This is a genomic window from Schumannella luteola, assembly GCF_013408685.1.
GTDB lineage: Bacteria > Actinomycetota > Actinomycetes > Actinomycetales > Microbacteriaceae > Schumannella > Schumannella luteola.
In genome coordinates, this window is the sequence record NZ_JACBZY010000001.1 from 2,462,801 (window position 1) to 2,486,708 (window position 23,908).

Here is a 23,908-nt window from a genome sequence, read left to right on the forward strand (position 1 = left end):
GCATGCCGGCTCCTGTGCTGCGCCGCGTCGTGCCCCCGCGCGTCCGGCGCCGGCTCGTCGACGAGCGCGGTTCGGCGCCGGCCGAGTTCGTGCTGGTGGGCGCGCTGCTCGCACTGGTGACCCTCGCCGTGCTCCAGCTCGCCCTCGCGCTCTTCGTGCGCAACACGGTGCTCGACGCCGCAGCTGAGGGCGCGCGTCAGGCGTCGTTGGCCGACGTCGGTCCTGAGGCCGGGGTCGAGCGCACTCGCGAGCTCATCGGGGCGACACTCGGCGGCGACTACCCGATCGACGTGACGGTCGGCTCGGGGGAGTGGCAGGGGCAGCCGGTCGCGATCGTCACGGTGCGGGCGCCGCTGCCGGTGATCGGCCTGATCGGCATCCCGAGTGCGCTGGAGGTGTCAGGTCATGCGGCGATCGAGCAGCTCTGACCTCGGGATGCTCGTGCCCGGGCTGCTCGCGCCCCGGACGCTCGAGCCGCGCGCGACGAGGCGGCGGGCACGACGGCGTCAAGTCGCTCTGCGTGACGAACGCGGATCGGCGACCCTGGAGTTCCTCACGGCGGGGATGCTGCTGCTCATCCCGCTCGTGTACCTGGTGATCGCCCTCGCCCAGTTGCAGGCGGGCGCCTTCGCAGCCGAGGGAGCCGCGCGTCAGGCGGCGCGCGTGTACGTGCGCGCCGACACGGTCGAGGACGCGCGGTCCGCCGCCGAGCGGGCGGTCCGAGTCGGGCTCGCCGACTACGGCATCGATCCCGCGACCGCCTCCGTGCGGGTGACCTGCGATCCGGATCCCGACGACTGCCTCACACGCGGCGGAGAGGTCGCCGTCGCCCTCGAGCTCGTCGTGCCGCTGCCGCTCGTCCCGACGGCGCTCGACGCCGATGTGCCTGCCGGCGTGCCCATGCGCGCGAGCGCGACGCAGCCGGTCTCCCGATTCCACGGGGCGGGCGGATGAGGCGACGGATCCGGTGGAGCGTCGGGAGGCTCCGCGACGAGGACGGATCGACCCTTCCCCTGATCGCGGCCTTCGCGGCCCTGGCGCTCGCCGTCATCCTCGTCGTCACGGCGGCGAGCTCGCTCTACCTGGAGCGCAAGCGGCTGTTCACGGTCGCGGACGGGGCCGCGCTCGCCGCAGCCGAGTCCTTCGACCTCGACCAGCCCGGGGCGAGCGATCGCAGCGGTCCGCAGCTCGACGACGTGAGTGTTCGCGAGGCCGCTGAGGAGTATCTCGACGGAACACCGAGCCCCGTCGAGGGCACGGCGCTGGAGTCGGCATCGACGCCCGACGGGCGCAGCGCCGTCGTGCGCCTCTCGGGATACTGGAAGCCGCCGCTGCTCAGCCTCGCCGTGCCCGAGGGGCTGCGCCTGGAGGTCACGGCGCGGGCGCGGTCCGTCTACGGCTGAGCGAGCGACGTGCCGACGGGGCGATGCCGAAGACGGCGCCGACGGCAGTGCCCCGACGGGGGAGAGCGGCCCGTCGTATCCTGACGCCGTGGACGTGCGCACCGCGTCGGAGCTGCTGGGATGCGCCCCCGACGCGTCGCGGGCGCAGATCGAGGGCGCCTTCCGCCTGCGGGCGCGCGCCACGCATCCCGATGTGCTCGACCATCCGCGCGTCGCCGCCGATCTCGCGGCTCTGACCGAGGCGCGAACCGTGCTGCTCGCGGTGAACGGAGGCGCGTCGACCGCGGGTCCGGCCGAGCAGCCCGGCGACGGACCCCGCATCTTCGTCCCGCCGCCGACCCCGCCCGCGCCGCTGGTCGCGCCCGCGATCATCGCCGGCGGCGCCGTGCTGCTGGCGGCTGCGCTCGCCTTCGCCGCCGTCGGCTCGGCGAGCCCGCTCGCGCCGTTCGAGACCGTCGCCCGCTCGGTCGCCGTGTTCGCGAGCCTGCTCGGCTTCGCGCTGACCGGTCGCCGCTGGCTGTTCCTCGTCGCCGTGGTGCTGCTCGCGCTCACCGCGTGGACGGTTCTCGCCTGGACCTCGTTCGGCGCTCTCGTCGGCGCGCTCGCGACGATCCCGGCGGCACTGATCCTGCTCACCGCGGGGCGCCGCCGCGCCGACCTGCTGCGCTGGATCGCCGAGGGGCGCTCCCGCCTCTAGCGCCGCGACGAGTAGCGCGGCACGAAGACGCGCAGCACGACGGCGCCGGCGAGTCCGAGCACGCCGAGCAGCGCCGCGGCGATCGGCAGCCCGGCCAGGGCGGTGACGGCGGAGACCAGCAGCGGCGCCGCCGCGCCTCCGCTGTCGTTGCAGAAGCGCCACGCGCCGAGGAACGCCGCGGGGCGCGCCTGATCCGCCAGGTCGGCGCCGAGGGTCATGAGGAGGCCCGAGCCGATGCCGTTCGACACCGCCAGCAGCAGAGCGGTCGCGACGAACCACCACACGGGCGAGCCGAAGGGCGCGCTGAGCGCCAGGGCGAGGTGGCCGAGTCCGAGTCCGATCATCGACGGCACCGCAGTCCAGAGTCGTCCGAAGCGATCCATGATCTGGCCGCCGAGGTAGAACAGCGCGAAGTCGACGGCACCGGCGACGCCGATGAGCACCGCCGCATCCGCCTCGTGCATGCCGATCGCGACCGCCCAGAGCGGCAGGATCACCTGTCGGCTCGCGCGCAGCGCCGCGACGAGCATCGAGCCGAGGCCCAGCGAGAGAAGCACCGTTCGATGGCGCCGCAGAGTCGCGAAGAGGCCCTCCGGCGCGAGTTCGAGCGCATCCGTCTCGAGCGGCTGGCCGGCCGCGGCCCGGTGCTCGCGTCGCGCCGCCGCGACGGTCTCGCTCGGGTCGCGCGTGACGGCGAGCAGCACGATCACCGCGAGGCAGCAGCCGAGGTGGATCCAGAACGCCGCGGCCGCGAGACCGGTGAGGTGGATGATCGCCGCGGTCAGGAACGGTCCGACGAGGTAGCCGAAGCGGAAGGTGCCGCCGAGCGACGACAGCGCCCGGGCGCGATACCGCGCCGGAACGAAGCTCGTCATGAAGGCGTGGCGTGCGAGTGCGAAGACGGCCGTCGCGATGCCGATGAGCAGGATGCCGAGGCCGAGCACGAGCGGATTCCGTGCGAGCAGCGCGACGCCGCCGCCGGCCGCGGCGAGCACCGCGGCGCCCATCATCGCCCGGCGTTCGCCGATGCGCGCCACGATCACCCCGCTCGGCAGATCGCCGAACAGCGTGCCGAGCGTGATCATCGCGGCGATCAGGCCGGCGAGGGCGAGCTGGGCGCCGAGGCTCTGTGCCACCACCGGGATGATCGGCAGCACGGCGCCCTCGCCGATCGAGAACAGCACGGTGGGCAGCAGGGCGACGACGAGAACCGAGCGCCAGCGGAAGGCGGGCGCGGCGTCGGTCTCGGTCATGTCGCTTCGACGCTACTCCGCGCGCCGGCTGGCTCGCCGCGCGTGCCGACTCCTTTGCCGCGGCCGACCGGCACTCTGACGGGATGCCGGCATCGCACCCGCGCGGTGCTCGGCCCGCACGCGGGTAGGCTGGGGCGGCCATGATCGCTCCTGAATTCCCCGAACAGATCGCCGCGCTGCGGGCCACCTTCGCCGACATCCGCGCCGTCGTCGACGTCGAGCGGCTGCAGAAGCAGATCGACGAGCTCAGCGAGCAGGCCGGTGCGCCCGACCTCTGGGACGACACCGAGAACGCGCAGAAGGTCACGAGCGCGCTGAGCCACCGCCAGGCCGAGCTGCGCCGCGTCACCGACATCGAGGGCCGTCTCGACGACCTCGAGGTCGCCGCCGAGCTCGCCGAGGACGACGCCGAGATGGCCGCCGAGGCCGAGCGCGACCTCGCCTCGCTGACCAAGGCGATCGGCGACCTCGAGGTCACGACCCTGCTCGACGGCGAGTACGACGACCGCGGTGCGGTCGTCACCATCCGCTCCGGCGCCGGCGGCGACGACGCCACCGACTTCGCCGACATGCTCATGCGCATGTACCTGCGCTGGGCCGAGAAGCACGACTACTCGGTCAAGGTCATGGACACCTCCTACGCGGAGGGCGCGGGCATCAAGTCGGCGACCTTCGAGGTGGATGCGCCGTACGCCTTCGGCACGCTGAGCGTCGAGGCCGGCACGCACCGCCTGGCGCGCATCAGCCCCTTCGGCTCGGCCGACAAGCGCCAGACCAGCTTCGCCGCGGTCGAGGTCATCCCCGTCATGGAGGAGGCCGTCGAGGTCGACATCCCCGAGGGCGACATCCGCGTCGACGTCTTCCGCTCCTCGGGCCCCGGCGGCCAGAGCGTCAACACGACCGACTCGGCCGTGCGCCTGACGCACATCCCTTCGGGCATCGTCGTCTCGATGCAGAACGAGAAGTCGCAGATCCAGAACCGCGCGGCCGCAATGCGGGTGCTGCAGACCCGACTCCTGCTGCTGCAGAAGGAGAAGGAGGCCGCGAAGAAGAAGGAGCTCGCCGGCACGATCACGGCGAGCTGGGGCGACCAGATGCGCTCCTACTTCCTCTACGGCCAGCAGCTCGTCAAGGACCTGCGCACCGGCTACGAGGTCGGCAACCCGGCCACGGTCTTCGACGGCGAGCTCGACGGCTTCATCGCCGCCGGCATCCGCTGGCGCAAGCGTCGCGACGACGACGACTGAGCGAGGTCGGCTGAGCCGACCCCGCCCGATCAGCTCAGCGCGTCGACGATCGCTGCTCCGAGGTCGGCCGGGCGGCTGAACTGCGGCCAGTGCCCGGTCGGCAGGTCGATGTAGCGCACCTGGTGCAGCTTCGCGATCTCGCGCACATAAGGATGGTCCTTCGCGATCAGCTGCTGCAGCAGCTCGGACGACATCGTGCTCGCGACCACGACCGTCGGCACGGTCCAGCGGCGCTCGTCGCCGAGGTGCACCGCGTCGTTCGCGACGTGCGCCGGCGTGGGGATGCTGCGCGCTCGGAACGCGTCCAGCGCCGCCGGGTCGAGACCGGCCAGCTCCTCCTCTTCGAAGAACCCCCAGTCGGGCAGCGGGATCACACCCTCCTCGATCGGCAGCTCGTCGTTGATCGAGCCGCCCTCGGCGAGCGGACCCGAGTCGACATAGACCGCGCGGGCGACGAGCTCGGGTCGCCGATCGGTCACGACGCCGATCACGGTGCCGCCGCCGCTGTGGCCGACCAGGGCGACAGGTGAGCCGTCAACGGCCGCCTCATCGAGCGCGGCGACCACCGCATCCACCTGGTCATCGAGGGTGACCGCGGCCGCGTCGGCGCGGTCGGCGCCCATGCCGGGCAGCGTGAACGGGATGGGCTCGTGGCCGGCGGCCTCGAGCGCGGGCAGGGTGTCGCTCCACGAGGAGCCGTCGAGCCAGAATCCGGGAACGAGGATCGCCTTCATGCCCCCAGGGTCGCGCAGACCTCCGACATGTGGGAGGACCGCGGGCGATCGCCGCGCCGACGATCAGCTCGCCGGCGAGTCGCCCCCGCCCTGCGCGAGCAGCGCCACCGGCTGCCACTCGCGCCAGTTCTCGAGACGTCCGGCGTAGTCGGCCTCGGCGATCGCGAGTGGCGAGGCGCCGAAGAAGGCGCGCAACGGGGGGCTTCTCGGCGTCGACGATCTTCAGGATCGCGGCGGCCGACGATTCCGGCGAGCCCGGGTCGGCCGATCGGGACCGGCGGCCCTCCATGACCTTCTCGCGGTACTCCGCGTAGGCGGGAAGCTGCTCCGAGTGGCGCGACGACGGGCCGGCCCAGTCGGTGGAGAAGGCTCCGGGCTCGACCAGCGTGACGTGGATGCCGAAGCCGGCAACCTCCTGCGCGAGCGACTGGCTGGGCCCCTCGAGCGCCCACTTGGAGGCGTGGTAGATGCCGACCAGCGGGAACGCCGAGATGCCGCCGATCGACGAGACCTGGATGATGTGGCCGGCCCCCTGCGCCCGCAGGTGCGGCAGCGCCGCTTGGGTCACCCAGAGCGCGCCGAACAGGTTCGTCTCGAGCTGGTCGCGGGCATCCGACTCGCTCAGCTCCTCGACGAAGCCGAAGTGCCCGTATCCGGCGTTGTTGACGACCACGTCGAGTCGGCCGAAGTGCTCGTGAGCGCGGTCGACGGCGGCGATGTCGGCGTCGCGGTCGGTCACGTCGAGCTGCAGGGGGAGCACGCGGTCGCCGAAGCGCTCGACGAGCTCGTCGAGTGCGGAGGTGTCGCGGGCGGTGGCGGCGACGCGGTCGCCGCGCTCGAGGGCGGCGGTCGCCCAGGCCTTGCCGAAGCCCTTGGATGCGCCGGTGATGAACCAGATCTTCTCTGTCATGATCCCGACGCTAGAACTGCGGAGGCTGCCTCCGCTCTTTCCGGCACGGGCTCACAGCGCGCCCTCAGTCCTGCGGCTCCTGCCCCGGCCGCTGCGCTTCGATGAGCAGCGCCGAGGCGAGCGATTCCCCGTCGTCGCCGAGGAACAGCTCGACGTCGAGCCGGGCGAGCTCCGCGTCGACGCGGTCGAGCGCGCGATCGCCTCGCTCGGTCGCCGCGTAGTAGGGCGTGTGCACGCTGCGGGGCTCGCGCTGGCGCACCAGACCGGCGTCGACGAGCGCGCGCACGAGCGTCGCGATGCCGTGCACATCCACTCCCGTTCGTCGGGCGAGTTCGCGCGGCGACAGCCCCGGCGTGGCCGCGATCGCCCGCAGCACCGCGTGCTTGCGCACGGTCAGGCCGTGCGGGTCGAAGACGCGCGCGAGCTCGAGCTCGGCGGCGCGAGCGCGCAGCAGCAGGGCCAGCGTGGGGGAGGGGCGGGGCGCATCCACGGCTCCATCCTGCCCGCTCTGCGGTCGCGATCGGCCCGAATCGACGCCGAGCGACGAGCCGCTCTCAGCTCCGGCCGCCGCTGACCCCCAGACGGGGCGTGGATGCGGCGCGCCGGGGGTGTCGCGCCCGACATCCGTCGAACGGGTGCCTAGCCTGAACCCGCCATGATTCGATTCGACGCGGTCACCAAGACCTACCGGGGCCAGAAGCGTCCCGCCCTCGACGACGTGAACCTCGAGATCCTCAAGGGCGAGTTCGTCTTCCTCGTCGGAGCCTCGGGCTCCGGCAAGTCGAGCTTCCTGCGCCTCGTGCTGAAGGAGGAGCGCGCCTCGAAGGGTCGCGTGCACGTGCTCGGGCAGACGCTCAACACGCTCTCCAACCGCAAGGTCCCGTACTTCCGTCGCAACCTCGGCGTCGTCTTCCAGGACTTCCGCCTGCTGCACAACAAGACCGTCTTCGACAACGTGGCCTTCACGCTGCAGGTGATCGGCAAGAGCAAGGGCTTCATCCAGGAGGCCGTGCCCGACGTGCTCAAGCTGGTCGGCCTGGCCGGCAAGCAGAACCGCATGCCGCACGAGCTCTCCGGTGGTGAGCAGCAGCGCGTCGCGATCGCGCGCGCCGTCGTCAACAAGCCGGCGATCCTGCTGGCCGACGAGCCGACCGGAAACCTCGACCCCGCCACGAGCGCGGGCATCATGGCGCTGCTCTCGGCGATCAACGCGAACGGCACGACCGTGCTGATGGCGACTCACGACGCCGGCATCGTCGACCAGATGCAGCGCCGCGTGATCGAGCTCGTCGCCGGACGCATCGTGCGCGACGAGCGCGAGGGCGGCTACCAGACCCAGGCCGTGCCGATCCAGGCACTCGAGCACGACCAGGAGCTCTTCGAGAAGGCGATGACGGGAACGCTGCCGGTCATCTCGGCCGAGGCCGACCCGCGAGTGGATGCTCCGGTCGCCTCCGCCGCCCCGGCCGCCGCGCCCTTCACCGAGGCCCCCGACATCGAGACGCCGTCGACCGCTCCGGCGCCCGCCGCCGCACGCGCGGCCGCTCCGGCGCCCGCCGCCGCACGCGCGGCCGCTCCGGCCCCGGCTCCGGTCGTCGACCCCGCTCCGGCTCCCGCCGCTCCGGCTCCCGCCGCCCCGGCTCGAGCCGCCGACCAGCCCCGCGTCGCCGCCTCGACGGGCGAGCAGCCCGCCGCCCGCCGCGGCGACGCCCCCATGACCGCCGCCGAGGCCCTCGCCGAGGCCGTCACCCGTGCCACCTCGACCCTGCCCATCCAGCGCGGCAGCAGCGGAGATCGAACGCCGTCGCAGGACGGGGAGGAGCGCCGATGAGACTCGGACTGGTCTTCGCGGAGGTCGGGCAGGGCCTGCGCCGCAACGTCTCGATGGTCGTCAGCGTCGTGCTGGTGACCTTCATCTCGCTGACCTTCGTCGGCACCGCCATGCTCATGCAGCTGCAGATCGGGCAGATGAAGGGCTACTGGTACGACCGAGCCCAGGTGGCCGTCTACCTCTGCACCGACATCTCCGCCTCGGCGAACTGCGCGCAGCAGGAGGCCACGAAGGAGCAGATCGCCTCGGTCGAGCAGCAGCTCAAGGGCGACACGCTCAACCCGTACATCAAGAACTTCACCTTCGAAGACCACGACCAGGCGTTCAAGAACTTCAAGGAGCAGTTCAAGGACTCGAACGTCTCCGACCTGGTGACGCCCGACATCCTGCCGCAGGCCTACTGGCTCAACCTCAAGAACCCCGACCAGTCGGATGTCATCATCGACAGCCTGACGAACCAGCCGGGCGTCGAGGAGGTCGTCGATCAGCGCACCTACCTCGAGCCGATCTTCGCGATCCTCAACGCCGCCAGCTACTCGGCGATCGGCATCGCCGCGCTCATGCTCGTCGCGGCCGTGCTGCTCATCGCGACGACGATCCGGCTGAGCGCCTTCTCGCGTCGCCGCGAGCTCGGCATCATGCGACTCGTCGGCGCCTCGAACCGTTTCATCCAGACGCCGTTCGTGCTCGAGGGGGTGATCGCCGCGCTCGTCGGATCGTTGCTGGCCGGCGGGGCGATCGTGCTGCTGGTCAAGTTCTTCGTGCAGGGCTATCTCGCTTCGCAGCTGTCGAACACGGCGTTCATCGGCATGGATGCGGCGGCCGCCGTCGTGCCGGTGCTGCTGGTGGGCGGGGCGCTGCTGGCGGCGATCGCGTCGAGCGTGGCCATCCGCCGCTACCTGCGCGTGTAGCCGGAGTTCCCGCGGGCTAGACTGGTGGGCTGCGTGCCGGTGACGACATCCTCGTCGCGGCGCGCAGCCCACATCCATTTCCGGCTCAGGAGGCGAGCATGGCCAAGAAGGACGAAGGCACCCGCAACAAGGTGGTCGCCTCGAACCGTCGTGCCCGCCACGACTACCTCATCGAGGACACCTACGAGGCGGGCCTCGTGCTCACCGGCACCGAGGTGAAGTCGCTGCGTGAGGGGCGGGCGTCGCTCGTCGACGGCTACGGCTTCGTCGACGACCGCGGCGAGGCCTGGCTGGATGCGGTGCACATCCCCGAGTACCTCGAGGGCACCTGGAACAACCACTCCCCGCGTCGCAAGCGCAAGCTGCTGCTGCACCGCGCCCAGATCATCAAGATCACGCACAAGACGAAGGAGGGCGGCTACACCCTGGTGCCGCTCTCGATCTACTTCAGCGAGGGGCGCGCGAAGGTCGAGCTCGCGGTCGCGAAGGGCAAGCGCGAGTACGACAAGCGTCAGACGCTGCGCGAGCGTCAGGACCGGCGCGAGGCCGAGCGGGCGATCTCGAGCCGCAAGCACCTGGGGGAGTAGCGACGCCGTCGGGCGCGGCTGCTCGTCGACCTGCTTCTCGGCGGGTCAGCTCTCGTCGATGAGCGCCCGCAGCGCCTCGAGCTGCTGGATGCGCCCGCCGAGCTCCGGCGCGAGCGGCTGCGCCGTGAGCGTGGTCACGCCCGAGTCGGTGAGCGCGCGCAAGCGCTCGCGCACGTGAGACTCGCTGCCGATGAGCGAGGTGCCGAGGATCAGCTCCTCCGGCACCGCGGCAGCGGCGGCCTTCTTCTCGCCGGCCAGGTAGAGCTCCTGGATGCGCTCGGCCTCGTCGACGAAGCCGTAGCGGCGCGCGAGATCGTTGTAGAAGTTGGCGCCCTTCGCCCCCATCCCGCCGACGTAGAGCGCGACGCGGTCGCGGTAGATCTCGAGCGCCTGGTCGGTGTCGTCGGCGATGAGCAGCGGGGCCTGCGCCTGCACGTCGAGCTCGCCGAGCTCGTCGGGGCGGCGCGCGAAGCCGGCGTCGAGCGCATCGCCCCAGGCGAGGTGCGCGCGGCCCGGGAAGTAGAACAGCGGGATCCAGCTCTCGGCGATCTCCGCCGCCTGCGCGACCGCCTTCGGGGTGAGCGCGGCGATCGCGATGGGGATGCGCGCCCGGCGCGGGTGGTTGATGAGCTTGAGCGGCTTGCCGAGGCCGGTGCCCTGGTCGGCGGGCAGCGGGATGGGGTGGTTCGGGCTGTCGGAGACCACCGGCTCGCGACGCCAGAGCGCGCGGCATACCTCGACGGTCTCGCGCAGCCGGGCGAGCGGGCGGTGGAACGGCACTCCGTGGAAGCCCTCGATGACCTGCGGACCCGACGATCCGAGGCCGAGCTCGAAGCGGCCGCCGCTGACGTCATCCAGGCCGGCGGCGGTCATGCCGATCATCGTGGGCGTGCGCGAGAACAGCGGCATGATGCCCGAGGCGAGCGTGACCCGGCTCGTCACGGCGGCGAGGTAGCCGAGTCGGCTGACCGCGTCGAAGCTGTACGCCTCGGCGGCAGCCACGACATCCACGCCGACCCGCTCGGCCTCCACCACCTCGGCGGCGATGTCGCGGAAGTCGTCGGAGTAGTCGGCCACGATGCCGAGACGCAGAGTCATGCCGCCACGCTACGACAGAGGCCCGCATCGGGCCGAGCTTCGGGCGCGCTGAGTGTGCATCCCCACAACCCGGTGCCCGATACGGCCCCGGTTCTAGGCTGGATGCGATGAGCGAGCCCGACGCGATCTCCCGCCCCGACAGCCCGCCCGCATCCCCGTGGCGCGCCTTCGCGGTCTGCGTCTCGGTCGCGGCGCTGACGATCCTCGACCTGTCGAAGGTCAACGTGGGGCTGCCCTCGATCGAGAAGGCGCTGGACGCAGGGCCCACCTCCCTGCAGCTGATCGTCGCCGGCTACGCCCTCGCCTTCGGCCTCGTGCTCGTGCCCTCGGGCCGCCTCGGTGACATCAAGTCGCGCCGCACGATGTTCCTCGTCGGGCTGACCCTGTTCGCGCTCGCGAGCCTCGCCTGCGCGCTCGTGCCGTCGATCGAGCTGCTGGTCGTGGCGCGCATCATCCAGGGCGTCGCCGCGGGCATCCAGATGCCGCAGGTGCTCGGACTGGTGCAGCAGCTCTTCGTGGGCCCGGATCGGGGCCGCGCCTTCGGCCTGTTCGGTGCGATCATCGGCCTCTCCACCGCGCTCGGACCGACGCTCGGCGGTCTGCTGATCCTCGTCGGCGGCGACGAGAACGGATGGCGGCTGCTGTTCTGGATGAACGTGCCGCTCGCCGCGATCCTGTTCGTGCTCGCATGGCGGCTGCTGCCGCGTCGGCAGCGCAGCGCCTCGCCGGCGGCGTCGACGCTCGACCCGATCGGCGTCGTTCTGCTCGGCGTCAGCGTGCTCGCGCTGATGCTCCCCTTCGTGCTCACGACGGGCAAGGACGACCCGCCCGCGCGCTGGCTCCTCCTGATCGTCTTCGTGCTCGCCTTCACCGGATTCGTGCTCTGGGAGCGCCACTACCGCGCCGCCGGCAAGACGCCGGTGATCGATTTCGGGCTGTTCCGCCGGGCCAGCTTCCGCAACGGCACCCTGATCGCGACCGCCTACTTCGCGGCGATGCCGGCGACCTTCCTGACGGTCACGCTGTTCCTGCAGCAGGGTCTCGAGCTGAAGCCGGTGTTCGCGGGCATGATCACGATCCCCTTCGCGATCGCCTCGGCGTTCAGCGCCTGGATCAGCGGCCGGCTCGTCGGGCGCATCGGGCGTCCGCTCGTGCTCGGCGGTCTGGTGATCGTCGTGATCGGGTTCCTCGCGCAGATCACGCTCGCCGTCGTGCTGCCGCCCGAGCTCGCGCCCTACGGCATGGCCGCGGCTCTGTTCGTCGCCGGCATCGGCGGGGGAGCCGTCATCTCGCCGAACCAGACGCTGACGCTCGCCGAGGTGCCCGTCGCCGAGGGCGGCGTCGCCGGATCGATCGGGCAGCTGGGTCAGCGCGTCGGCACCGCGATCGGCCTCGCCGCCGGCACCGCCGTGTTCTACGCGATCATCGCGGGGGAGAGCGGCGCGCGCATCGAGGTCTACCACGACGCCTATCGCTCGGTCGGCGTGGTCACGATCGGCTTCGTCGTGCTGGCGCTGATCTTCGCGATCGCCGACCAGATCTCCCGGTCGCGCGGTCGTGCGCGCGCCGACAGCGGGAGCACAGGATCGACGCGGGAGGATTCTCGAGCGGGCGCCGCGACGACGTCGCCGCTGCGCGAACCAGAGGAGGAGTGACGATGACGTCACCGCTGATCGAGGCCGAGGAACTGCTCGAGAGGGTGCGATCCGGCCGGGCTCCGGTGATCGTGGATGCGCGCTGGCAGCTCGGCGCCCACGACGGGCACGAGCGCTACCTCGGCGGGCACATCCCCGGCGCCCTGTTCGTCGACCTCGAGACCGACCTCGCCGACCCCCCGTCGCCGCAGCGCGGTCGTCATCCGCTGCCCTCGCGTGAGCGCTTCCAGGCGCTGCTGCGCCGACTCGGCGTCGATGCCGGCGACGACGTGGTCGTCTACGACCAGGCGCACGGCGTCTCGGCGGCGCGGATGTGGTGGATGCTGCGCAACGCCGGCATCCCGACCGCGCGCGTGCTCGATGGCGGCCTGCGCGCCTGGGGCGAGGCGGGTGGTCGCCTCGAGGGCGGCGAGGGGACGCTGCCCGATGACGGCACGATCGAGATCGACTGGGACCGCATGCCGCAGCTCACGATCGACGACGCCGCCGCCTTCCCCGAGCACGGGGTGCTGCTCGACGCCCGCGCCCCCGAGCGCTACCGCGGCGAGCAGGAGCCGGTCGACCCGCGTGCCGGGCACATCCCCGGCGCCCTGTCGTCGCCGACTGCCGGCAACCTGGATGAGAACGCCCGCTTCCTCGGCTCCGACCGCCTCGTCACCCGCTTCGACGCGATCGGCGCCACCGACGACGCCGAGATCGGCGTCTACTGCGGCTCGGGCGTCACGGCGGCGCACGTCGTGCTCGCGCTCGAGCTCGCCGGCCGACGCGGGGCGCTGTTCCCCGGGTCGTGGTCGCAGTGGTCGAACGATCCGGAGCGCCCGGTCGCGACCGGCGCGGTCTGAGCAGCGAGGCCGGCCGTCGGACCGGCTCGATCGTCAACTCGCGCTGAGCCGCACATCCACCTGCGCGACGATGCGGATGCGCTCGGGCACCAGGTCGAAGCCCGCCGCGCCGCCGGCGCTGTCGGCGGCCGCGCGCATCATCTTCGGCGCGGCCGCCCCCGGGAAGACCCCGCCGCCGCCGGTCGCTCCGCCATCGGCGAGCATGCCGGGGTCGGCGATCGCGAGCGGCGCGACCGCACTGAGTCCAGCGGCCCGGGCGTAGATCTCGCCCTTCGCGACGGCGGCGCGGACGGCGGCCGTCTGCGCCTCGGCGAGGGCAGCGCGTCGGGTCTCGCCCGAGAGGTCCCAGGTGATGCCGGTGATCTGCACGCCGTCGAGGTCGGCGAGATCGTTGACGACGGCAGCCAGCGCATCGCGGTCGCGGAATCGTGCCTGAACGGCGACATTCGCGGCATGCACGAGCGGCAGCTGACGGCCCTCGTTGTTCCAGGGGCGCTGCGCGCTGACGTGCACGCGATCGGATGACCAGCGGGTCACAGCACCCGAGGCGTGCAACGGCTCGAGCCGGGCGGATACCCGGGCGGCCGCGTCGCTCGCGCGCCGCAGCACCTCCTCGCGATCCCCGCCGTCGAAGGCGATCGCGAGGTCGAGCGTCGCGCGCTCCGCCTCGAACCAGGTCTCGTGCTCGCCCTGCACCGTGATCGTGACGTCGCTCATGGGCTCATCCTCGCACCGACCGTGCGGATGTCAGCGGTGTGCGCTTAGACTGGGACGCCGCTCGGTTCCCGAGCGGACTTGGCAACTCCACAGCGCGCGACATGGCCCGCAGCATCCGCTCTCTCGATCGCTCGAGATCGCGGTGGTTGTGCGGCACGGGGATGATCGGTTTCGACATTGCCTGTGACCCTGCGAGAAGCGGGCCGAGGATGCAGGGTTATCTCGTTAACGATCTCTGCAACTTATAGGTGCCAATTCCAAGCGCACCGACTTCGCCCTCGCTGCCTAAGCAGGGTTGAAAGTCCGTCAGACCGGGTTCGCCTTCGCCCCGGACCCTGGCGTCATTTAGAGGGCTCGCTGCGGTGTCGTGTCTCAGGGCACCGCGGGACTTGCACTGAGACTGGGCCCGTCGATCTAGGCGTTCGTGACAAAGATCGGGGCCGAGCAGAACGCTTCCACGGACTACGCCCGTAGAAGGCGCAGCCTTGCAGCAGTGGACGGGGGTTCGATTCCCCCCATCTCCACCACCGGTCATGTCGCGCGTTGTGGGGTCCGCCGGCTTCTCCGTGCCGATGCCGCCCATGCCGCTGTCGCGGTGTCGCCGTCGCACCCTGACGTCTGGATCTGTCGTGACCGAACCCGCATCCGCCGTCGACCGTCTCGGGCTCGGTCTCGCCGCGCTGGGACGCCCCGCCTACATCACCGTGCACCGCGACGCGGATCTCGGTGCCCCGGGCGACCGCACGGTCGAGTGGATGCGCGCCCACGCCCACCAGATGCTCGATGCCGCCTGGGATGCGGGCATCCGCTACTTCGACGCCGCGCGCTCCTACGGTCGAGCCGAGGAGTTCCTGGGCTCGTGGCTGACCGCGCATCCGGGTCGGCGTGAGGAGCTGACGATCGGGTCGAAGTGGGGCTACTCCTACGTCGGCGGCTGGCAGATGGATGCGGCCGTGCACGAGCGCAAGGAGCACAGCCTCGCGCAGCTCGAACGTCAGTGGCCGGAGACCCTCGACGCTCTCGGCGATGCGCCGGATGTCTACCTGATCCACTCGCTCACCCCCGACAGCCCCGCGCTGGACGACGCCCCGCTGCTCGACCGGCTGCGCGAGCTCGGCGAGGAGGGCGTGCTGATCGGCTTCTCGACCAGCGGACCCGAGCAGGGGGCCGTGATCGATCGCGCGCTCGCCCTGCCCGATTCGCCGTTCAGCGCCGTGCAGTCGACCTGGAATCTCCTGGAGCACTCCGCCGGCGCGGCGCTGTCGCGCGCGCACGACGCCGGCTGGCTCGTCGTGGTCAAGGAGTCGCTCGCGAACGGGCGGCTCGCGCCGGGCTCCGCCCCGGTCGAGCTGGCTGCCGCGGCGGAGGCCGCCGGCGCGACCGCCGATGAACTCGCTGTGGGCACGGTGCTCGCCGAGCCGTGGGCCGACATCGTGCTGCTCGGAGCGGTGACCCGCGACCAGCTCGCGCAGAACGTGCGGGCGACGCCGGCCACCTCGGCGACGGCGTCGCTCGGCGCTCTCTCGCAGGCACCCGCGGACTATTGGGCCGCCCTCTCGGCGCTCAGCTGGGGCTGACCGCGGCTGCCGCGCTCGCGCGAGCCGCGAGCAGATCCGGGTGGTGGATCTCGGCGACATTCGGGTGCGCGCGCAGGCGGTAGCGCAGCACGTTCTCGCCGTAGACCTCGAGGATCTTCGAGTTCTCGGGGTCGGCGGTGACCCCGCGCACCTCGGCGGCGAGCTCGGGCGGCAGGGTGAGCTGCGGCATCCGGGCGTCGAGGGCGGGGTTGAAGAAGAACGGCACCGAGATGCGGTCGGTTCGCTCGGCGGGGGAGAAGACGCGGTGCAGCGTCGCGCGGAGGTAGCCCTCACTGGCGAGCTCGAACATCTCGCCGATGTTCACGACGAAGGCGCCGGGCAGGGCCGGGGCGTCGATCCACTCGCCCTCGTGCTCGACCTGCAGGCCCTCCTTGCCCGGCTCGACGAGCAGGAGCGTCAGCACGCCGCCGTCGCGGTGCTCGCCGACGCCCTGGCCCTCGCGTCCGGCCGGGCTGCCGGGGTAGCGCACGATCTTCAGCAGCGGGTAGGCGTCGTCGGCGCCGAAGGCCGCGTCGAAGGAGTCCTCCGGGGCGCCGAGCGCGACGGCCCAGGTGCGCAGCAGGCGTCGCGAGAGGTCGCTCAGCTCGGTGATCCAGCGCTCGATGACGGGCCGCAGCTCGGGCAGCGCGGTCGGCCACAGGTTCGGGCCCTGCAGGCGCCAGAAGTCCTCGTCGCCGTCGACCGTCGGGCGCTCGGCGCCGATGTCGATCTGCTCGCGCCAGTCGACGCGGCCGACCGTGAGCTCTTTGCCGACCCGGGTGTAGCCGCGGAACTGCGCGCTGTGGATGTTCTCGATATCGAGCTTCGCCTCGTCGGGCAGCTCGAAGAAGCGGCGCGACAGAGCCAGCACGTCGTCGATGAGCTGCTGCTCGATGCCGTGGCCGACGAGGTAGAAGAAGCCGACGTCGCGGGTCACCTGGCGCAGTTCGGCGCGGAAGGCGTCGGCCTCCTGAGCTCCGGCGTCGAGGCGGGACAGGTCGAGGATGGGGAGCGATTCGAGCACGTACTCATAATGCCCGGTTCTGGCACCTATAGGTGACCGTGTTGCCCGATAGCGCGCGGGATCGCCCGGTTCAGCGTGCGGTGATGGCGAGCACCGCGTCGTGGACGCGCCCGTTCGTCGCGAGTGCGCTGCCGGCGCCGAGGTCGTCGCCGCCGTCGAGCGAGGTGAATCGGCCACCGGCCTCGCGCACGATCGGCGCGATCGGCGCGAGGTCCCACGGCTTCAGGTCGTACTCGCCGGCCATGTCGACGGCGCCCTCCGCGACGAGCATGTACGACCAGATGTCGCCGATCGCCCGGCTGCGCCAGACCGCGCGGTTGAGCGCCGTGAGCTGCTCGAGGCGGCCCTCGGCATCCCAGCCCTGGAAGGAGTTGTAGCTGATGTTGGCCTCGCCGAGGGTCGCGACGTCACTGACCTGGATGCGGCGCGGCGCCTCGTCCTGCTGCTGCACGAAGGCGCCGTGACCGGTGGCGCCCCACCAGCGGCGGCCGAGGGCGGGGGAGCTGACGACGCCGACCTGCGGCACGCCGTCGATGACGAGGGCGATGAGGGTGCCCCAGATGGGCACGCCGCGCAGGAAGTTCGCGGTGCCGTCGATCGGGTCGAGAACCCAGACGCGGCCGTCGCCGAGCTCGCCGCCGAACTCCTCGCCGAAGATCGCGTCGCCGGGGCGCACGGCCTCGAGCTGCTCGCGGATGACCTTCTCGACCCGCGTGTCCGCATCCGTCACGTGCGTGCGGTCGGCCTTGAGCGACACGTCGAGGTCGGCGGCGCGGTAGCGATCGAGCGAGACCAGGTCGGCTTCGGCGGCGAGGGAGAGCGCGACGGCGAGGTCGTCGGCGAGGCTGTAGTCGGTCATCCCGTCAGGCTAGCGGCGCGGGGTGAACCGCCGGTGCTCACTCGGCGCGCGAGATCCCAGGGCGCAGGGTCGCGAGCAGGCGGCGCATCGAGTCGACGCGCTCCGGCGTCAGCCGGCCGTCCTCGACGGCCTCGTCGAGTGCGCAGTCGGGGGCGTCGGCGAGGTGCGTGCAGCCGCGCGGGCACTCCTCCGCGACGGCCGCGAGGTCGCTGAAACCCCGGATGACGTTGTCGGGGTCGACGTGGCCGAGGCCGAAGGAGCGCACGCCCGGGGTGTCGATGATCCAGCCGCCGCCGGGCAGGCGCAGCGAGACCGTCGACGACGAGGTGTGCCGGCCGCGACCCGTGACCGCGTTGACGACGCCGGTCGCGCGGCCCGCGCCGGGCACGAGCTCGTTGACGAGCGTCGACTTGCCGACGCCCGAGTGGCCGACCGCGACGGTGCTGCGGTCGCGCAGCACCTCGATGAGCTCGGTGATCGGGGCCTCGCCCTTCGCGCTCGTGAACACCGGCAGGTCGAGGCCGTCGAAGTTCGCCAGGAACGGCGCCGGATCGGCGAGGTCGGTCTTGGTCACCACGAGCATCGGGCGGATGCCGGCGTCGTACGCCGCGACGAGGTAGCGGTCGACGAGGCGGGCCCGCGGCTCGGGGTTCGCGGCGGCGACCACGATCAGCAGCTGCTCGGCGTTCGCGACGACGACGCGCTCGACGGCATCGGTGTCATCGGCGCTGCGGCGCAGCAGGGTGCGGCGTGGTCGGATGCGCACGATGCGCGCCAGGGTGCCCTCATCGCCCGAGGTGTCGCCCACCACATCCACCTCGTCGCCGGTGACGATCGCGGCCTTGCGCAGCTCGCGGGCGCGCGTGCAGGTGATCTCGCGCTCCTGGTCGCCGTCTTCGTCGACCAGGACGCCGTAGCGGCCGCGGTCGACCGTGATGATGCGGCCGATCGCGGCGTCCGCGTGCTCGGGGCGGCGCTTGGTGCGCGGGCGGTTCGACTTCGGGTTCGGGCGGGCCCGGTACGACGAGTCGTCCCAGGCGTCGAGCGCGTCGTCGTCGGGCGGTAGCCAGCTCATCCGGCCGAGCCCGTCGTCGAGACGCCCTGCGCCGCGGGGTTCAGAGCAGCCCCGCCGGGTTCGGCGCCGAGGCGGCGCGCAGCCCGAGCATCCGCTCCCACAGTTCCGGGAACTGCGGCAGCGTCTTCGCGGTCGCGCCGATGTCGTCGACGGTCACGCCCGGCACGGCCAGGCCGACGATCGCCCCGGCGGTCGCGATGCGATGGTCGTCGAAGGCACGCCAGGGGCCGGCGTGCAGCGGCTGCGCGCGGAACGCGAGCCCGTCGTCGATCTCGGTCACCTGCCCGCCGAGGTCGGCGAACAGGGCGGCGAGAGCCGCGAGGCGGTCGGTCTCGTGGCCGCGCAGGTGAGCGATTCCGGTGATCGACGAGGCGCCGTCGGCGAAGGCCGCGAGTGCGGCGATCGAGGGCGCGAGTTCGCCGCCCTCGCTGAGATCGAGGTCGACCGCGGGGATCTGTGCGCCGCCGAGCACGCCGACGCCGCCGTCGACCGTCAGGCTGCTGCCCTCGCGGCGCACGGTCGCCCCGTAGCGCGGCAGGATCTCGGCCAGGTGGTCGCCGACCTGCGTCGTCGAGGCCGGCCAGCAGTCGATCGTCACCGTGCCGCCGGCGACGAGCGCGGCGACGAGGAACGGGGCCGCGTTCGAGAGGTCGGGCTCGATGTCGACGTCGAGCGCGCGGATGGGCGCGTTCGGCACGATCCAGACGCCCGGCTCGGGCGAGATCACCTCGACGCCACGGGCGGCGAGCGTGGCGATCGTCATCTCGATGTGCGGCATGCTCGGCAGTCGCTCGCCCGTGTGGCGCAGCGTGAGGCCCTTCTCGAAGCGCGGGGCCGCGAGCAGCAGGCCCGAGACGAACTGGCTCGAGGCGGAGGCGTCGATCTCCAGCTCGCCGCCCTCGATGCGACCCGTGCCGTGCACCGTGAAGGGCAGGGCGCCGCGGCCCTCGTCGGCGACATCCACGCCGAGCGCGCGCAGCGAGTCGATCGTCGTGCGCATGGGGCGCTTGCGAGCGTGCGGGTCGCCGTCGAAGACGACCGGACCGAGCGCGAGCGCCGCGAGCGGCGGCACGAAGCGCATGACCGTGCCGGCGAGGCCGCAGTCGATCGAGCTGGATCCGCTCAGCTCCTCGGGGGGCGTGATGCGCAGATCCGGCCCGAAGTCGCCGTCGCCCGGCACCTCGTCGATCTGCACGCCCAGCTCGCGGAGGGCCTCGATCATCAGCGCCGAGTCGCGCGAGTGCAGGGGGCGTCTCAGCAGCGAGGGGCCGTCGGCGAGAGCGGCGAGCACGAGCTCGCGGTTCGTGAGGCTCTTCGACCCCGGCAGCGTGAGCCGGGCATCCAGCGGACCGGTCGCCGTCGGCGCCGCCCAGGGGCCGGGCTCCGGCTGCTCGGGGGCGCGGTCGCCATAGGGATCGAAGTCGGGCGCGGAATAGGTGGAGAGCTGCATCGGTTCACCAGGATATCGCCCGTCATCCCGGGCGAGGAGGAGCGCCCGTGGCTGTACTCGAAGCCCCCCGCCCGACCCGAGTGCTCGGGCGCGCGGAAGTAGACTCGTCGCCGATGAACAGGGACGACTCAGAACTCGTCGACGACGAGCTCGACAACGACCTCTCCGACGACGCCGCGGACCGCACGGACGACGCCGATCGCGGCGCCGCGCCGATGCCGACCGGTGACGCCCCGGCGCGCGAGGTCGATCACGACGATGACCTCGCCGACGTCGACGAGGACCTCAACGGGCGCGTTCGCAGCGCGCTCCCGCCCGAGGAGCTGCGCCGCCTCTTCGAGGAGCAGGCGCTGCCCTTCATGGATCAGCTGTACGCCGCCGCGCTGCGCATGACCCGCAACACCGCCGACGCCGGCGACCTGGTGCAGGAGACCTTCGTCAAGGCGTTCAGCGCCTTCGCCCAGTTCCGCCAGGGCACGAACCTCAAGGCGTGGCTGTACCGCATCCTCACCAACACCTTCATCAACAGCTACCGCAAGAGCCAGCGGCAGCCGTACCAGAACGCGATCGACGAGCTCGAGGACTGGCAGCTCGGCTCGGCCGAATCGCTCACGCAGGGTCGCACCACCCGCTCGGCCGAGGCCGAGGCGATCGACCACCTGCCCGACAGCGACGTCAAAGAGGCGCTGCAGTCGATCCCGGAGGACTTCCGCATGGCCGTCTACCTCGCCGACGTCGAGGGATTCGCCTACCAGGAGATCGCCGACATCATGAAGACCCCGGTCGGCACCGTCATGAGCCGACTGCACCGTGGACGCCGCCTGCTGCGCGAGCGTCTCGCCGACTACGCACGCGACCGCGGATTCGTCGTCGCTGACACCCCGAGGAGAGGACGATGACCGACTGCGGTTGCGACAAAGCGAAGGCGGAGCTCGAGGAGTTCCTGCACCGCGAGCTGAGCGATGACGACTTCAAGGACGTCTCGGAGCACCTGGCCGGATGCGTCGAGTGCGAGACCGAGGCGGCCGTCGGCCTGACGCTCATGCAGAAGGTGCGCAGCGCCTGCCAGGAGAAGGCTCCGGAGGAGCTTCGCGAGTCGATCCTCGCGCGTCTCAACGCGCACGTCTGAGTCCTCGCCGCCGGTCGCTCGCGGCTGACCGCGGCGGCTGCGGCGGCGCTGCATGTGCGTCGCGCGCGCGGTCAGCGTCGACGGCGTGCCAGCACGCCGCGCACGACGGCGACTGCGCCACCGGCCGCGAACGCCCCGGCGGCACCGATCCCGATGGCGGCCAGACCGATCCCCGACGGGGACATCTGGGTCCAGGCGGTCGACGTCAGCGCCGCCACGAGGCCGATCAGCACCACGATCACGATCAGCGCCGTGCAGCCGAGCGCCCACGGAGCAGGAGCGGCGGGCGCGGGCCCGGGCGCCGGGCTGACCGGACCCGATCTCGTGGGCTCCGGACCCTGCCTCGCCGTGTCGGATGCGGCATCCCGGATGACCGCGGCGGGTCGAACGGGAAACGGTGCGGATGCCGACGCGAGCGCGTCCGCCGAGATCACGGGCGGCCCGCCTTCGCTCGCGGGGATCGCGAGAGCCGACCAGCGCGGATCGTCGGGACGGGCGTCGCCGCGCGCCGCACGTGCGCGATCGGACGCGGTCTCGTCGCTCATGCGCCGAGTGCGTCGCGGCGGCGACGCTGACGGCGGCGCCGCACGACGCCGAGGATGACGCTCGTCAGCACGAGCGCGCCGCCGACGCCGATCGCCCAGGTCCACGCCGCCGGCGGCAGCACGCCGCTGACGAGCAGCGCGAGCAGCGCGCCGCCCATGAGCACGACCCACGCGGCCAGCAGCCGGTCGGCGTGCAGCACGAGCTTCGCGAGCGGACGGAAGCGCGATCCGAGTCGTCGCCGCGCGCGCACGGCGAGGAATGCCGTGCCGAGGGCCGCGAGCACCCCGAGCACGATGAGCACCACGCGGGCGGCGTCCTGCGGCAGGTCGGAGAGGCGCAGCACCTGCACGGCGAGGAAGAGCCCGAGGAAGATCACGGCGTGCGCCTGCGTGACGAGGTTGCCGAGGGCAACCAGAAGGTTGTGGCGGGCGAGGCCACCGGCGGCATCCACCGCGCTCAGACGCGACAGCTCGAGCGCGGCGCCGGCCGGATCGCGCTGCAGCTGCACGACCGCGAGATTGTGCTGCGCCCCCTCGTCGTGCGGGTCGAGGGCGAGCACCGTGCGGTACTCCTGCTCGGCGGCTCGCCAGTTCTGCCGCTCGAGGTAGGCGTTGCCGAGCACGAAGTGCGCCTGCGGCTCCTGCGGTGCGAGCGAGCAGGCCGTCGTTGCGGCCTGGATGGCCATGTCGCGCCGGCTCGGGATCTCGGTCGCGATCACGGCGACGGTCGCGTGGCTCGCCCACTCCTGCGGGGCGAGATCGGCGCAGCGGATCGCCGACTCGAGCGCCTCACGGTGCTGCCCGGTTCCGGCCTGCGCGTGGGCGAGCACCCGCCAGGCGTCCGCATCGTCGGGCACGCGCGACACCGCGGCCTGCGCCATCCGCAGCGCCTCGTCCGACCGGCCCGTCTGACGATAGGCGTCGGCGGCGACGAGCATCGCCCACGGGTCGTCGGGGAACTCGCGCAGGTGAGCGCCGACCTCCTGCAGGGCGTCATGAGGCCGGCCGGCCGCGAGCAGCGCCTGCGCGCGATCGAGTCGGTCGCTCACAGACGTTTCGACTTCTTCAGGTAGCCGCGCAGCTCGTCGAAGGTGCCGTCGTCGTCGCCGAACAGCACGACGTTGCGCGCCGCATCCAGCCAGGCTCCCGTCGACGGCCGCACCTCGCGCAGCGCGGCGAGCAGATCGGGCATGCCGATCATCCGCGCTGTGCCGCTGCGCACGCTGTCGAGCAGGGCTCGCTCTGCGGCGAGTTCGGTGACGTAGGCGATGTCGGCGCCCGTGAGTCCGTCGGAGCGGCGCGCGAGCTCGGCGAGATCGATCGACTCGACGGGCCGGTCGCGCAGATGCACGCGGAACACGGCCTCGCGCGCCACCTGGTCGGGCGGCAGCACGAGGAGCGTGCGGTCGAGGCGTCCCGGGCGGCGCAGCGCGGGGTCGATGTCCCAGGGCTGGTTCGTCGCGGCGAGCACGAAGACGCCCTCGTTGTCGGCGCCGATGCTGTCGAGCTCCTGCAGCAGCTGCACCACGATGTTGCGCATGCCGCTGTGCCGGGTCTGGGTGCGGCGCACGCCCAGCGCATCCAGCTCGTCCAGGAACACGACGCAGGGGGCGTTGCGCCGGGCGAGCTCGAACAGCTCGTGCAGGTTGCGCTCGCTCGTGCCCAGGTACTGGTCGAGGATGTCGGCGACGCCGGCCGAGATGAACGACGCTCCGAGCTCGCCGGCGACCGCCCGGGCGAGGAAGGTCTTGCCGCAGCCGGGCGGACCGTAGAGCAGCAGGCCGCCCCGCAGGCTCTTGCCGTAGAGCCGGCGCAGCTCCTCGTTCTGCATCGGCGCCAGGAACGCGGCGTCGAGGCGCTCCTTGACGTGCTGCATGCCGCCGACATCGGCGAGGGTGAGTCCGCTGCGCTCGACGTCGAAGGCGCCGGTGTCGGGCTCGTCGCCGTCGCCGCCCACGAACATCGGGTCGACGAGGCCGTCGACCTGCGCTTCGGCCGCGGCCCAGTCGAACTCGGCGGCGCTGGGCGAGGGCTCGGATGCGAGCTCGGCGGCACGGGGCCCGCTCTCAGGCGCGGTCGGGCCGTCATCCGCCGACGTCGGCGCGCTGTCGACGGCTCCGTCGTCGGGTTGGTCGGCTGCGCTGTCGATCGAGGCGGCGAGCGCGCGCTCGAGCAGCTGAGCCGACTCGGAATCGGAGGCGTCCGCGGCGAGCAGGGTGCTCAGGTGCGCGATCGCCTCCTCGCCGGCGCCCGCCTCGACCAGGGTGCGCGCCAGATGACGCCGCAGCGCGCGGTCGTCCGGGGATGCGGCGACGGCGCGGCGCAGAGACCTCAGGATCAGCTCGTGGTCCATCGTCTCCGCGT

General features: G+C 72.3%; 26 protein-coding genes and 1 other RNA gene. 14 read left to right on the forward strand and 13 right to left on the reverse strand.

Features of this window, described 5'->3' with window-relative positions; all coding sequences use genetic code 11:
- The first annotated feature begins 2 nt into the window (after nucleotides 1-2).
- The 4 genes from BJ979_RS11110 (at nucleotide 3) to BJ979_RS11125 (ending at nucleotide 2,100) form a co-directional block, all read left to right on the forward strand.
- Entirely contained in the window at nucleotides 3-428 is a 426-nt protein-coding gene (locus BJ979_RS11110) for a TadE/TadG family type IV pilus assembly protein (RefSeq protein WP_179567857.1), read from the forward strand.
- Nucleotides 406-954, forward strand: a complete 549-nt coding sequence (locus BJ979_RS11115; protein ID WP_246286758.1) for a hypothetical protein — start codon at nucleotides 406-408, stop codon at nucleotides 952-954. The genes BJ979_RS11110 and BJ979_RS11115 overlap by 23 nt, the downstream gene beginning before the upstream one ends.
- On the forward strand, nucleotides 951-1,403 hold the full coding sequence (locus BJ979_RS11120) for a pilus assembly protein TadG-related protein (RefSeq protein WP_179567859.1): 453 nt from the start codon (nucleotides 951-953) through the stop codon (nucleotides 1,401-1,403). Before BJ979_RS11115 ends, BJ979_RS11120 begins: the two co-directional genes overlap by 4 nt.
- 88 nt (nucleotides 1,404-1,491) lie before the next feature.
- The gene (locus tag BJ979_RS11125; RefSeq protein ID WP_179567861.1) at nucleotides 1,492-2,100 is read left to right on the forward strand and encodes a J domain-containing protein; all 609 of its coding nucleotides are present in this window, start codon (nucleotides 1,492-1,494) and stop codon (nucleotides 2,098-2,100) included.
- On the opposite strand, the gene BJ979_RS11130 is transcribed toward BJ979_RS11125, so the two are convergent.
- Nucleotides 2,097-3,353 carry an MFS transporter gene (locus tag BJ979_RS11130; RefSeq protein WP_179567863.1) on the reverse strand — a complete coding sequence of 419 codons (1,257 nt, stop codon included), beginning with the start codon at nucleotides 3,351-3,353 and terminating at the stop codon, nucleotides 2,097-2,099. The two genes, BJ979_RS11125 and BJ979_RS11130, sit on opposite strands and share 4 nt — an antisense overlap.
- 140 nt (nucleotides 3,354-3,493) lie before the next feature.
- Here BJ979_RS11130 and prfB point away from each other — a divergent pair, with 140 nt between their 5' ends.
- Entirely contained in the window at nucleotides 3,494-4,600 is a 1,107-nt protein-coding gene (gene prfB, locus BJ979_RS11135) for a peptide chain release factor 2 (protein WP_141163273.1), read from the forward strand.
- A 29-nt stretch (nucleotides 4,601-4,629) separates the two neighbouring features.
- Here prfB and BJ979_RS11140 read toward each other — a convergent pair whose 3' ends face one another.
- The 3 genes from BJ979_RS11140 to BJ979_RS11150 form a co-directional block, all read right to left on the reverse strand.
- Entirely contained in the window at nucleotides 4,630-5,277 is a 648-nt protein-coding gene (locus BJ979_RS11140) for an alpha/beta fold hydrolase (protein ID WP_246287109.1), read from the reverse strand.
- Nucleotides 5,180-6,244, reverse strand: coding sequence for an SDR family oxidoreductase (locus BJ979_RS11145; RefSeq protein ID WP_246286760.1), 1,065 nt, complete (start codon nucleotides 6,242-6,244; stop codon nucleotides 5,180-5,182). The genes BJ979_RS11140 and BJ979_RS11145 overlap by 98 nt, the downstream gene beginning before the upstream one ends.
- Before the next feature lie 64 nt (nucleotides 6,245-6,308).
- On the reverse strand, nucleotides 6,309-6,734 hold the full coding sequence (locus BJ979_RS11150; RefSeq protein ID WP_179567867.1) for a MarR family transcriptional regulator: 426 nt from the start codon (nucleotides 6,732-6,734) through the stop codon (nucleotides 6,309-6,311).
- Nucleotides 6,735-6,899: 165 nt separating this feature from the next.
- Between BJ979_RS11150 and ftsE the strand changes: the two genes are divergently transcribed.
- From ftsE to smpB, 3 genes are all read left to right on the forward strand, one after another.
- The gene (ftsE, locus tag BJ979_RS11155) at nucleotides 6,900-8,075 is read left to right on the forward strand and encodes a cell division ATP-binding protein FtsE (RefSeq protein ID WP_179567869.1); all 1,176 of its coding nucleotides are present in this window, start codon (nucleotides 6,900-6,902) and stop codon (nucleotides 8,073-8,075) included.
- Complete coding sequence (ftsX, locus tag BJ979_RS11160; RefSeq protein ID WP_179567871.1) at nucleotides 8,072-8,986, forward strand: permease-like cell division protein FtsX; 915 nt, start codon at nucleotides 8,072-8,074, stop codon at nucleotides 8,984-8,986. Before ftsE ends, ftsX begins: the two co-directional genes overlap by 4 nt.
- A gap of 98 nt (nucleotides 8,987-9,084) precedes the next feature.
- On the forward strand, nucleotides 9,085-9,573 hold the full coding sequence (gene smpB / locus BJ979_RS11165) for an SsrA-binding protein SmpB (protein WP_179567873.1): 489 nt from the start codon (nucleotides 9,085-9,087) through the stop codon (nucleotides 9,571-9,573).
- A 45-nt stretch (nucleotides 9,574-9,618) separates the two neighbouring features.
- On the opposite strand, the gene BJ979_RS11170 is transcribed toward smpB, so the two are convergent.
- Nucleotides 9,619-10,671 (reverse strand): LLM class F420-dependent oxidoreductase, encoded by a 1,053-nt coding sequence (locus BJ979_RS11170; protein WP_218853482.1) that lies wholly within the window; start codon nucleotides 10,669-10,671, stop codon nucleotides 9,619-9,621.
- A gap of 107 nt (nucleotides 10,672-10,778) precedes the next feature.
- Between BJ979_RS11170 and BJ979_RS11175 the strand changes: the two genes are divergently transcribed.
- Both BJ979_RS11175 and BJ979_RS11180 read left to right on the forward strand, forming a co-directional pair.
- Complete coding sequence (locus tag BJ979_RS11175) at nucleotides 10,779-12,326, forward strand: MFS transporter (RefSeq protein WP_179567875.1); 1,548 nt, start codon at nucleotides 10,779-10,781, stop codon at nucleotides 12,324-12,326.
- Nucleotides 12,327-12,328: 2 nt separating this feature from the next.
- Entirely contained in the window at nucleotides 12,329-13,168 is an 840-nt protein-coding gene (locus BJ979_RS11180; protein ID WP_179567877.1) for a sulfurtransferase, read from the forward strand.
- 33 nt (nucleotides 13,169-13,201) lie between these two features.
- Here the strand turns inward: BJ979_RS11180 and BJ979_RS11185 are convergent, their stop codons facing one another.
- Entirely contained in the window at nucleotides 13,202-13,885 is a 684-nt protein-coding gene (locus BJ979_RS11185; RefSeq protein WP_179567879.1) for an SIMPL domain-containing protein, read from the reverse strand.
- 157 nt (nucleotides 13,886-14,042) lie between these two features.
- On the opposite strand from BJ979_RS11185, the gene ssrA reads away from it, so the two are divergent.
- Nucleotides 14,043-14,412: a transfer-messenger RNA gene (ssrA, locus tag BJ979_RS11190) on the forward strand.
- Between the two features lie 102 nt (nucleotides 14,413-14,514).
- On the forward strand, nucleotides 14,515-15,462 hold the full coding sequence (locus BJ979_RS11195; RefSeq protein WP_343046674.1) for an aldo/keto reductase: 948 nt from the start codon (nucleotides 14,515-14,517) through the stop codon (nucleotides 15,460-15,462).
- Here the strand turns inward: BJ979_RS11195 and BJ979_RS11200 are convergent.
- From BJ979_RS11200 to aroA, 4 genes are all read right to left on the reverse strand, one after another.
- Nucleotides 15,449-16,486 (reverse strand): isopenicillin N synthase family dioxygenase, encoded by a 1,038-nt coding sequence (locus tag BJ979_RS11200; RefSeq protein ID WP_179567883.1) that lies wholly within the window; start codon nucleotides 16,484-16,486, stop codon nucleotides 15,449-15,451. The genes BJ979_RS11195 and BJ979_RS11200 overlap by 14 nt on opposite strands.
- Nucleotides 16,487-16,556: 70 nt before the next feature.
- Entirely contained in the window at nucleotides 16,557-17,345 is a 789-nt protein-coding gene (locus BJ979_RS11205) for an inositol monophosphatase family protein (protein ID WP_179567885.1), read from the reverse strand.
- A 37-nt stretch (nucleotides 17,346-17,382) separates the two neighbouring features.
- Nucleotides 17,383-18,420, reverse strand: coding sequence for a ribosome small subunit-dependent GTPase A (gene rsgA / locus BJ979_RS11210; RefSeq protein WP_179567887.1), 1,038 nt, complete (start codon nucleotides 18,418-18,420; stop codon nucleotides 17,383-17,385).
- Between the two features lie 40 nt (nucleotides 18,421-18,460).
- Nucleotides 18,461-19,870, reverse strand: coding sequence for a 3-phosphoshikimate 1-carboxyvinyltransferase (aroA, locus tag BJ979_RS11215; RefSeq protein WP_179567889.1), 1,410 nt, complete (start codon nucleotides 19,868-19,870; stop codon nucleotides 18,461-18,463).
- Between the two features lie 215 nt (nucleotides 19,871-20,085).
- Here aroA and BJ979_RS11220 point away from each other — a divergent pair, with 215 nt between their 5' ends.
- Entirely contained in the window at nucleotides 20,086-20,769 is a 684-nt protein-coding gene (locus BJ979_RS11220) for a sigma-70 family RNA polymerase sigma factor (protein ID WP_179570266.1), read from the forward strand.
- Nucleotides 20,766-20,999 (forward strand): alpha-ketoglutarate decarboxylase, encoded by a 234-nt coding sequence (locus BJ979_RS11225; protein ID WP_179567891.1) that lies wholly within the window; start codon nucleotides 20,766-20,768, stop codon nucleotides 20,997-20,999. The genes BJ979_RS11220 and BJ979_RS11225 overlap by 4 nt, the downstream gene beginning before the upstream one ends.
- Before the next feature lie 71 nt (nucleotides 21,000-21,070).
- Here the strand turns inward: BJ979_RS11225 and BJ979_RS11230 are convergent, their stop codons facing one another.
- The 3 genes from BJ979_RS11230 to BJ979_RS11240 are packed head-to-tail and all read right to left on the reverse strand — an operon-like array spanning nucleotide 21,071 to nucleotide 23,897.
- Entirely contained in the window at nucleotides 21,071-21,544 is a 474-nt protein-coding gene (locus BJ979_RS11230; RefSeq protein WP_179567893.1) for a hypothetical protein, read from the reverse strand.
- Complete coding sequence (locus BJ979_RS11235) at nucleotides 21,541-22,593, reverse strand: tetratricopeptide repeat protein (RefSeq protein ID WP_179567895.1); 1,053 nt, start codon at nucleotides 22,591-22,593, stop codon at nucleotides 21,541-21,543. Before BJ979_RS11235 ends, BJ979_RS11230 begins: the two co-directional genes overlap by 4 nt.
- Entirely contained in the window at nucleotides 22,590-23,897 is a 1,308-nt protein-coding gene (locus BJ979_RS11240) for an AAA family ATPase (protein WP_179567897.1), read from the reverse strand. Before BJ979_RS11240 ends, BJ979_RS11235 begins: the two co-directional genes overlap by 4 nt.
- Between the last annotated feature and the right edge of the window lie 11 nt (nucleotides 23,898-23,908).